Origin of the sequence: Flavobacterium sp., from assembly GCF_049318325.1 — a bacterium.
In the GTDB taxonomy this organism is placed as follows: domain Bacteria; phylum Bacteroidota; class Bacteroidia; order Flavobacteriales; family Flavobacteriaceae; genus Flavobacterium.
The window spans coordinates 1-8973 of record NZ_JBMOGQ010000097.1 but is presented as its reverse complement, the minus strand read 5'-3'; the positions used below and the strand labels follow the sequence as shown (position 1 = coordinate 8973).

The following is an 8973-nucleotide window of genomic DNA, read 5'->3' as shown; positions in this document are numbered from 1 at the left end:
AATTTTCAAATCTGTAACCGAGTCTGCAATAATTACTTTTACCACCTTGCAGAATCCTTGTAATTCTTCAAAAGGTTTTTCTAAATAACCTTTTATAGCTATGTATTTTCTCCCTGCTTCGGTAGTATTTCTATTAATGCTATCTACTGTGTCCTTACTTTCAATACCGCCTTGCTCATAATCGATGTAGGCTACTGGTGTTTGTTGTTCTCCAAAGGCATTTGCAATCTGCATGGCCAACTGCGATTTAGAACTGTGCTTGTTCCCTTTTATAAGGATTAGAGCTTTATGAGGCTGTTGTTTTTGTAAAAACTTCCCAATTTCTCCACTCAACACAAAAACATCTTTGGCCTGGGTTGGTGCAGAATCCGCAGAAATAAATCCTAATTTCTCCAATTCACTAAGACCTTTATCTTTACTTGGTGTAATCTTTTTTACTCTTTCCGAAACAGAAGTATTTGTTAAATCTACAATAGCTGAAAGTCCTACTTTTTTGGCCTTGGTTACTTTAGCTTTTGTCTTTTTCTTTCCTGGTCTTTTTAATGCATTTTTTTTAGTTTCCTCTGTAGATATTTCTACTTCTTCAGTTGAAATATTTCTACCTAATATGTAATTGACCGCCTTTTGTGATTGTGCTGAAGCCTTCAAGAAAAAACGATTGTCATTTTCTAATTCACTCACCAATACAGTATTCCAATTTTTAAGATACTTTGCCGAGTTCTCTTTGGTCTGAAATAATATGCCAGATTCGGAACATAAAAAAACCGCTCCGAGCTCAGCAATGAGTTCCTCAAAAGCATAAGGTTTACTCCCGAAAGTTCCAGTCATATCCCTATTCAATCTTTTTTTTGCCCCAGTCGAATGTGTCAACTCATGGAAAAAAGTACAGTAATAGGATGCTTCTTTTTTGAAAGCATTGATGTTGGGCATATTAAGTTTGTCAGTTGCAGGTTGATAGTATGCTTTATCTCCAACAAATGTGTACGTTGGCGGATCTTTATAACCATCAATAAGGCTTTGCGCTTGCTCAATCGGATTTACTTTTTTGTTTCCAACGGCCTCTGGGAATTTCAGTCCGGTACAATCATCAGCTCGAAAAACATTGTAATATTTTATAACCGGTATTTTCTGAAGATACCTTTTTAGATCTTCTTTAGTCAGGCCATTTGATCTCACAAAATCGGCAAATTTTTCACGATCTGTAGTCTTAAACTGTAATGTTCCGTTATCAAAACTGAAAATCATAGTATAGTAAATTACGCGTCTTGCTTTACTATCTTTTCTAAGACTTGCACCTTCATCTTTAATCTGATTGAAGGTCAAGTAATAAGGTTGTTTAAATTGTATTGGCACCAAAAAACCTTTGCCCTCTTGATCAAATTTGATATCAAAATTCAAAAGGAAATTTACTCCGGTATATTCCTTTTTACTTACATAGTTTTTTACTGCTCCATCAGCGCCTGAACCTACCCAATCTTTTTGCCAAGGCAAATGACCTACTTTATCGATTGTATTGATAATTAGGTCTGTAATAAAGCTGTAAATATCATCTTGCACTATACCGTTTAAACCTTCTGCATCTTGCTCTGATATGTATTCAAGAGTTGGCAGGATCATGTCTTGCTCCGGCCCGCTGAGGCTAGCAGGCTCAATTAAATCGGTTAGCTCAATTATGAATAATTTATCTTGATACTGTTTTAATGCCTTAGCTATGCGATTTACAATATTCCAATTGTTTTGTCTTTTAGCTTTGGTTAAAAGATCTCTAAGTTCAGAACGTTTAACAGTTCTAGAGTTAAGCTTATTAAATTCAGTTACTAAATCCATTGTTATTTTATTATGGAGTATTCTTTACCTAAAACACTCAGAATAGTTTCAATTTGAATGTCATTAACACTCCTGATTTGCGAAAGAGTTTGCCAATTGGAAATGTTTTCTAGAATTGGAATATCAACAATCAAATCCTTAAGCTCTAACTTACCTTTGGCCGGAAGAGAAATAAAAGATTTATTTACCGTAATTGTTGCAAAATTTTTAGCGGTTTTATCTTTAAGAATAATTCGTTTTACTATTGCAATAATGCCGTCCGGATTGAAATTTCCGTTGGTTGGATTATATAAGGTTACATCCAAATTGAAACGCATCCGTTTAAAATTGATGTCAAAGTTTCTAAGTCCTGTAGGAACTGCTTTTAATTTAGTCATGGTTTCTTTCCAACGGTTAATCTTACTGCTATACCACAAAACACCAATGCCTATAATAGCTCCGACAACAATGAAGTGTTTTGACTTCATGCCCATGTTGATGAAGCTTTTCGTAAGAATAAAACAACTCTAATTCCAGTATAGACTATAGCTAGAATTCCCAAAATCATTAAAAGTTTTTCCATTTTTGATAACGGCTTGACAATCTCCACAGGGATCTTTTTTTCTTGAATAATAACCTTGCTATTTTCATTATAAACCTTCAAATTCTCGCTTTGAGTCCGAGCTATCCGCGCATTAAATTCCAACTGTTTTCTAAGCTTGTTATAAATGAGCACATAACCATTCTCGCCTGATGATTTGGTAAGATTTAGTTTGGTAAGAATTTCGTCAACTTTTGCATTTACTATGCTATCAAACGATTGGTTGCCCGTTTGACTTTGGACAATTGGAGTAATTAGTTTATCATCGATTGGCTGATTGATAACCGTATTTTTACTGCTGTTACGATTCTGAATTTCACTTTTGAGTAAAGTATTTTCTTCTTTAATTTTTTTAGTAGAAGAACAGCCTGTTATCAGAATACAAAAAATGAGAATCAGTAATTGGATTGATTTTTTCATGATTTAGTTTTGTTAAGATGAATTTTGATTATGAAAAGAATTAACTGGCTGGTTTGGATTACTTGAAACAAATCGATTTCATAATACAAACTGGCGGCAAAAATGATTCTATTCAGAATTTGTCTTTTCATTATTCTTGTTGTTCAAACAACTGGCACATCGCTTTTGATACTCTTGTAATTGTTCTTTTAGGTTTCGAATCTCGATGGTATTTTCATCAATAATTCGCTGCATTTCTTCAAACTTCTTATCTGTTACGATTGACATTTTGGTATAAATCGAATCGATAGCTTCCAATGCTGAAGCTTCCGTTTTTTTTAGTTCTGAATTTCTTGATCTCCAAGCGATGTAAATAGAAATCAGAGTAGTTGAACCCAAGAAATAGTTTATTAAAGTCTCTATTGGTAACATATTTTATCCGTTATTTAGTTTTAAAACCAAAATCGAGCACCCAAGGAAAAGGGTTGTAGTAGCTATAGCTAAATTTATTCTTCGCTTTGGCCAGTCTCTGATTCGCTTTTTTTTTTAATATCCCGAAAATGTCAATATTGGCATAGTAGTTTAGTTGTTTGACCCTTTCAGAAAAATTGGTAAGCGCGCCATTAATTTTTTTAGTAATAGACGTAATGTTGTTATTGTCTGCAATCGGGTTTAAGTTGTATCGAACACTCCAAAACCATCCTGCAATATCAATTGCAATGTCGGGTCTTGATGCAAAATCGGGATTGGCAACCACATCTATGCCTGAAAAGTTCTTATACGCCTGGTAATTAGACCTACCTGTCAATTGTATTAAACCACGACCTCTAAAACGCCAGCCATCTCCAATTTGGGTATTACCCAAGTTCTTTTTCCCCCACTCACCACCATAAACAATATTGGCAATGGCCTGCTGATTGGCTTTACGTTTAGCGGTTCTACCATACAGATTAGCCTGAGCCACCGAAATCTGATTTGTTCCAAAAGTTTCAATCAATCCAGTGGGAGTGTAATTTAAATTCTCAGAAAATTTTATAAATCCGCCTGTTTCCTCGTGAAGTTGTGTCAGAAAATGGGCAATTCTTTTTGGGGTATTTATAGCATACTTTTTAAATACCTTAAGTAGCGCAGTACTGTTTGATAATAAGAATTCCATTAAAGCTGAATTTTTTTAGGTTCAACATTAGGCTTTTGAGTTTCTAGAATCTTTTTTTTAGGCTGTTCCCCTCCCCCCATATAGACAATGATGAGCGCACCTACGACCCCCAATCCAATTAATATTCCGGTATTCGCATTCATTATTTCCAGTCGTTAAGTCTGATTTGTTTAACTCCCTTTTGCATAAGAAGGGCATTCTCTGTATTTCTTCCAAAATCTCCGTCTACAACCACTTTAAGTAAGGCTTGTAAAATCCGGACTTCTGTCCCTTTGCTTCCTTTTTTTAAGAGTTTGTTTTTGTCGCTACCAGCTGGAGTATCAATAGAGAGCTTCGTTGACAAGATTTTACCTATTGGAGTTATTACATTATGATCTGCAATCCAATAAATGTCATTCAAGAAAGATCCGTTTCGTTGTACGACATATCGAAACGTACCATCGGGTCTTTTACCTACCCAAATAATTTTTCCAATTTTATCACCCTTTTTAAAGGTTGCCTTTCTAATGCCCTCACTGGTATAATTGCCATCAGCCATTTTCCTGGCATCATAGGTTTTTGTTCCATTAAATCCTGACGCCATAACTTCTTGACCCACAGTATAATTAAAAGTATCAGCTGTACGTTCGGCTTTTTTAACTGGCACAGTGGGACTAGTTAAAGGTTTGGGAATCCTAACAGGATTTGATGGATTTTTTGGTATGTCCAATTGGTTTAAATCAGCTTCCGGTTCCTGTATCAAATCTTCTTCATTCTTTTTTTTCTGGATGAAATAATAAATACCACCGACAATTGTGAGAGCAATACCACCGCCAATCCAAATTTTATCTTCTGTGGTCATTCTATAAATATTTTGGGTAATTTGATTTCAATAAATTATAGTCGCTTTCGCTGAGTTCTTCTTTAAGCCATCTTTTCAAAGAGTGCCGAGTTGGGGTTTGCCAAAAGGCGAAATAGGTATTACCGGTGATCGTATTATAATTCCTGTTACCAAAAGCCTTTATTACCCATGAGAATTGCGCCTGGCTAACTCCGGTGAGTGTTGTGAAAATGGTGGAGCGTTTCTCTGAATTAGTAAAATTGGCTTCCTTCATCGCATTATATAGTGCCTCAGCTATTTCCTTCGCATTAAAGCTTTCTATACTTGTTCCTTTAGTCAAAAAAGCGTTTCCGTTTTTATCTTTCCTAGCTTTGAAAACCGCAAATAGAAATATACCCAATCCCGCTACACCGAAAGAGATAGGTAGCATTTTGAAACTATCCATGTTAAAAGTAATTAGGTACAATAAAGCGTAATTCCATTAGTTCACTTTGGCTAAATTGATCATTCAACCATTCAATCAAATTCATTTTCTTTGACAATGGGTTTATTCCTTTTCTAAGTCCAAAAGCATTATAAATCTGAACAAATCCATTGGCATTGATACCCATTAGATTTTGCTTTACCGATTTAAAACCATTCCCAATTCCATACATTGCACTATAAATTGCATCAGCCTTATTTTTGGCCATGCCCGTAGAAATATTACTAGGCTTGTCTCTTTTATTTTCTTTTAAAGGAGAAAACCCGTTGAATATCTTCTTGTAAGCATAGTATCCAATTCCAAGGAAAAGACTGGTTTTCAAAACACCTTTCACAATGGAAACAGCAGCATTCACTCCTGTATTTGCACTTTCAAGTGTACTAGCAATTGCCTTCTGACCCTGCGCAGAAGAAGCAACAGCCATGATAGCCGGATTGTGTAATCCTTGTCTTTTCATTTTATCTCTTTTGGCATCGGTAACAGGGAATCTATTTCACTCCTTTTCAGGTACTTTTCAAGATTGGATAAAGGTTTATTTTAATGGTCAGGACTATCACCCTCTATCGAAGTAGGCCACGTGATTCCAACGTGTTTTACCCTTATTCCAACCCCTGTTTACATGGATGAGTTGTTAAACACTTGTACAATGATGTACACATTTAATCCTACATTTCCAAGCCAATGCTGTTTGTAACTACATGATAAACTCTTTGATAGTCTGCCAACTTTGTGCATCGGTTACCATAGTAATGGCCTTTTTAGATTTTTTAAGTTCTACCAATTTTTCCAATACATCATTTTCCAAATCTGCAAGCTCTTGGATCAGTTTTATTTTTTTCTGAACTTTAAAAGGGTTTGATTCAATTGTCTTTATACTTAAAACACTCATACTAACATTTGGTATTTTTGTAAAAGCCCGAACAATTCTTGTGAAAAAAGGTTGTCCTGGGATTTTTCGTTGATTTTTTGATAAATTACTGAAAGCAGTGTAATGGTATCATCATCTAGTGTCTGAACTATATCCAAAAAAGACTTCTTGGCTTCAGAAAAACTTTCATCATACAAATCATCAGGGGATGCTATAGCCAAACCTCCATTTTCTGCTGGCACATTAAATCCTAATGCTTTTAAAATTAATGGCGCCTGTTTAACCGCTCCCAAAAGCATATTATTTAGACTGTCATTACTCTCTTTAGTGTATTTCCGTTGCAGTCGCTCTTCATTTAATTCATCATTTTTGGCCTTCAACTCCCGATTATTTCTTTCGGATTCTTCGAGTTTTCTGGCCAGTTCCGAGCGATCATGTGCTTGCAATTTCAAATCAAAAATTTCAGCAATACCCAATCCCATTAATCCGCTTTTTTTCTTTTTTTTAGCTTCTTCCATAGGTTCGCTAGTCTCGGTGTTTTTTGCTTCTCCAAATGTCACATCAAAAGTTTTTCCTTCAATTTTGAAAGCGTTGGATCCGTTTCTCCTTTTTTCCTGAAGCGTGATCTTTTTATATCCATCAGCAAAAATCTTCTCAAAAAATTCTTCAGATGAACCGTATTGATTTTGGATTAGCTCATGGGTAACATTCCGATAGATAGGCTTTGAGGTGTTCCTGTCAAATATGGTAACAGCGCAAAAACGGTCGTTGTTGAGTTTATCCATTAATTCATCCAGTCGCTCCATTTTTATATGAGTTTCTTATATACCAGTAATATTTTGTTTTGCATCATGACCTTTTTCTTCTGTTTACTATCCGGTTCGTAAAGCACTTCTAATTGCACTTTTGAATAAGTCCCATCAGGCACAATTAGAATTTGCTTCTGAGTGGGATAGATTAGCAATCCGTTCACAACTGCAATGCTGTTGCCTTTATTGAGAATACTCAGGGAAGTGACATTTTCAAGTATTGGAATTTGTTCTTCTCGGAACTCCCTAGTAATAAAAGCGGATTCGACAAACATGATTACATTCTTTGGATGTTATTATTGTACAGGAACACCACATGAAATTTCAAAGGAACATCACCAGGAAGCTTTTCATCTAAAGTGAAAATCAAACTGTAATCCTTATTTCCGGTATCAAAATTCATTGGCTTAAAGCTTTTTTCATATTCACCACCATTGGACTGTCTCCAGTTGTCAATATGAACTGATGGAACAATTGCAATACTGTTATCATCTTTCATTTCAATTGTTGCCATGGCATTGATAGCCTTTTCTATTCCATTGGTGTATAGTGCTGCTCCTGTAGTAAATCCTGTTGGAAGTTTAAAATTTACAGATGTGTTTAACTCTTCCGGATTGATAACTGCTTTTACGACATATTGAATTTGTCTCATGCAAAATGTAATATGAATTGTGATTATTTTTTTGCTTCGGTGATTCTGAATTCCAGTCTAAGAAATAGTGGTTTCCCAACCGGTACATTTACCCCCTTTGGAAACTCTAATTCTAATTTAAATTCTTCTTTGGCTCTTAAAAGTGGTGTAGTTGCAATTGGGCGGTAATCATCTAGCTTGAAATTCTGAACATCCGTCAGGGGTAAATCAATAAGCATGTCATTGGTCTGAATCAATCGCAATTCTGCATTCTGTAGTTCTGCTGGTAAAGTATCTCTACTTTGCCAATCGGCATTTTCAATTTTTTCGCCCTTGGTAGTATATTGTACTCGAATGGCGTCAATAACAACGTCACGACCAGAATTTAATTGATTACCATCTAAATTGGTAACCCCAACCACTTTTTTTGTATTGGCATCTACAAGTTCATTGATACCGCTCATTCCATCAACACGGACATTGAGATAGAATGTTTTATCAACCAATTTTGTAGCCTGTGGTGTTGCTACGTGAGAAATTTGACGCTGTCTTGCACCTAAGACTTTAATTGCTCTTTGTAATTGTGGATTTCTATTTTCCATTTTATTTTAATTTTATACGTGTTTTTAATTAGAGTACATAATTTCCATTTTCATCCATATAGGCACCTAGACCATCATCCTCATAAGCCCCTAGACCGTCACTATCCGATACTCCCAAGCCTTGTTCAGAGCCACCTAGTCCAGTTTCTACATAATTACCATTTGCATCTATGTAGCCTCCTAACCCTTCGTCTTCATGCCCATGTAAACCGTTTTCTATATAGTTGCCATTGACATCAATATAGCCTCCCAAACCATCTTCATGGTAATTGCCATAGGCATCGATATACCCATTTAAGGCATTAACAGCTCCTGAAAGCCCAGCAGCTTTTTGAATAAATCTTCCCATTGTTGCTTCTGGATTGAGTTTAGCGGCAATATTTTCTGAGGAAAAAATATTTTTTACCAACTCTAATCCATGAGCAATTGAAACGCCTATAGCTGAACCTCTTATCAGCGAACTCTTAGTATCACTTCCGCTTACTTTAATGGCTAAAAAACCAGCTCCCATTGCAACTGCGCCATTAACTACTCCTTTTACTGTGTTTGATGACTTCTCGGTAATTGTACCCGTAAGACCTCTGGAGAGAGCTCCGATCACCACAGCTGAACTTATTGTTATTAATTCTTGTTTCATGTCTGTTATTATTGATTACTTTTTGAACTTGTTACTAGAAAAATGGCTCCAACAGCACCAACACCAATCACAATTGGTAGAATGTAATTAGGTTTATCTGTACTAACACTTTCAGTTTTTGCAACCTCACGTTGCAATGCTGCCTCTTCCTTAAGATTTT

The 8973-nt window shown here is 35.7% G+C and carries 14 protein-coding genes; all 14 read right to left on the bottom strand.

Annotated elements, in window-relative coordinates; translation table 11 throughout:
- On the bottom strand, positions 1–1827 hold a 1827-nt coding region (locus tag ACOYLP_RS09090; RefSeq protein WP_422855859.1), incomplete at its 3' end, for an ArdC family protein.
- Positions 1828–1829: 2 nt separating this feature from the next.
- Positions 1830–2294 carry a hypothetical protein gene (locus tag ACOYLP_RS09085; RefSeq protein WP_422855858.1) on the bottom strand — a complete coding sequence of 155 codons (465 nt, stop codon included), beginning with the start codon at positions 2292–2294 and terminating at the stop codon, positions 1830–1832.
- Positions 2291–2827, bottom strand: a complete 537-nt coding sequence (locus ACOYLP_RS09080; RefSeq protein WP_422855857.1) for a hypothetical protein — start codon at positions 2825–2827, stop codon at positions 2291–2293. Before ACOYLP_RS09080 ends, ACOYLP_RS09085 begins: the two co-directional genes overlap by 4 nt.
- A 108-nt stretch (positions 2828–2935) precedes the next feature.
- Positions 2936–3238, bottom strand: a complete 303-nt coding sequence (locus ACOYLP_RS09075) for a hypothetical protein (RefSeq protein WP_422855856.1) — start codon at positions 3236–3238, stop codon at positions 2936–2938.
- Between the two features lie 10 nt (positions 3239–3248).
- Positions 3249–3962, bottom strand: coding sequence for a glycoside hydrolase family 19 protein (locus ACOYLP_RS09070; RefSeq protein ID WP_422855855.1), 714 nt, complete (start codon positions 3960–3962; stop codon positions 3249–3251).
- A 142-nt stretch (positions 3963–4104) separates the two neighbouring features.
- Positions 4105–4803, bottom strand: coding sequence for a peptidoglycan-binding domain-containing protein (locus ACOYLP_RS09065; protein WP_422855854.1), 699 nt, complete (start codon positions 4801–4803; stop codon positions 4105–4107).
- Between the two features lies 1 nt (position 4804).
- Positions 4805–5227, bottom strand: a complete 423-nt coding sequence (locus ACOYLP_RS09060; RefSeq protein ID WP_422855853.1) for a hypothetical protein — start codon at positions 5225–5227, stop codon at positions 4805–4807.
- Position 5228: 1 nt separating this feature from the next.
- Positions 5229–5723 carry a hypothetical protein gene (locus ACOYLP_RS09055; protein ID WP_422855852.1) on the bottom strand — a complete coding sequence of 165 codons (495 nt, stop codon included), beginning with the start codon at positions 5721–5723 and terminating at the stop codon, positions 5229–5231.
- 237 nt (positions 5724–5960) lie between these two features.
- Positions 5961–6155: a hypothetical protein gene (locus tag ACOYLP_RS09050; protein ID WP_422855851.1), complete on the bottom strand. Its 195-nt coding sequence runs from the start codon at positions 6153–6155 to the stop codon at positions 5961–5963.
- A complete protein-coding gene (locus tag ACOYLP_RS09045) occupies positions 6152–6940 on the bottom strand; it encodes a hypothetical protein (RefSeq protein ID WP_422855850.1) in 789 nt (262 codons plus the stop codon). Before ACOYLP_RS09045 ends, ACOYLP_RS09050 begins: the two co-directional genes overlap by 4 nt.
- Before the next feature lie 2 nt (positions 6941–6942).
- Entirely contained in the window at positions 6943–7218 is a 276-nt protein-coding gene (locus ACOYLP_RS09040; protein WP_422855849.1) for a hypothetical protein, read from the bottom strand.
- Positions 7219–7220: 2 nt separating this feature from the next.
- Complete coding sequence (locus ACOYLP_RS09035; RefSeq protein ID WP_422855848.1) at positions 7221–7595, bottom strand: hypothetical protein; 375 nt, start codon at positions 7593–7595, stop codon at positions 7221–7223.
- Positions 7596–7618: 23 nt separating this feature from the next.
- Positions 7619–8176, bottom strand: a complete 558-nt coding sequence (locus ACOYLP_RS09030; protein ID WP_422855847.1) for a hypothetical protein — start codon at positions 8174–8176, stop codon at positions 7619–7621.
- 28 nt (positions 8177–8204) lie between these two features.
- Positions 8205–8780, bottom strand: coding sequence for a hypothetical protein (locus ACOYLP_RS09025; protein ID WP_422855846.1), 576 nt, complete (start codon positions 8778–8780; stop codon positions 8205–8207).
- Positions 8781–8973: the final 193 nt, after the last annotated feature.

What these genes read in the sequence shown, in the direction of transcription:
- ACOYLP_RS09085 (WP_422855858.1), bottom strand. Translation starts at nt 2,294, where the DNA reads ATGAAGTCAAAACACTTCATTGTTGTCGGAGCTATTATAGGCATTGGT.
- ACOYLP_RS09080 (WP_422855857.1), bottom strand. Translation starts at nt 2,827, where the DNA reads ATGAAAAAATCAATCCAATTACTGATTCTCATTTTTTGTATTCTGATA.
- ACOYLP_RS09075 (WP_422855856.1), bottom strand. Translation starts at nt 3,238, where the DNA reads ATGTTACCAATAGAGACTTTAATAAACTATTTCTTGGGTTCAACTACT.
- ACOYLP_RS09070 (WP_422855855.1), bottom strand. Translation starts at nt 3,962, where the DNA reads ATGGAATTCTTATTATCAAACAGTACTGCGCTACTTAAGGTATTTAAA.
- ACOYLP_RS09065 (WP_422855854.1), bottom strand. Translation starts at nt 4,803, where the DNA reads ATGACCACAGAAGATAAAATTTGGATTGGCGGTGGTATTGCTCTCACA.
- ACOYLP_RS09060 (WP_422855853.1), bottom strand. Translation starts at nt 5,227, where the DNA reads ATGGATAGTTTCAAAATGCTACCTATCTCTTTCGGTGTAGCGGGATTG.
- ACOYLP_RS09055 (WP_422855852.1), bottom strand. Translation starts at nt 5,723, where the DNA reads ATGAAAAGACAAGGATTACACAATCCGGCTATCATGGCTGTTGCTTCT.
- ACOYLP_RS09050 (WP_422855851.1), bottom strand. Translation starts at nt 6,155, where the DNA reads ATGAGTGTTTTAAGTATAAAGACAATTGAATCAAACCCTTTTAAAGTT.
- ACOYLP_RS09045 (WP_422855850.1), bottom strand. Translation starts at nt 6,940, where the DNA reads ATGGAGCGACTGGATGAATTAATGGATAAACTCAACAACGACCGTTTT.
- ACOYLP_RS09040 (WP_422855849.1), bottom strand. Translation starts at nt 7,218, where the DNA reads ATGTTTGTCGAATCCGCTTTTATTACTAGGGAGTTCCGAGAAGAACAA.
- ACOYLP_RS09035 (WP_422855848.1), bottom strand. Translation starts at nt 7,595, where the DNA reads ATGAGACAAATTCAATATGTCGTAAAAGCAGTTATCAATCCGGAAGAG.
- ACOYLP_RS09030 (WP_422855847.1), bottom strand. Translation starts at nt 8,176, where the DNA reads ATGGAAAATAGAAATCCACAATTACAAAGAGCAATTAAAGTCTTAGGT.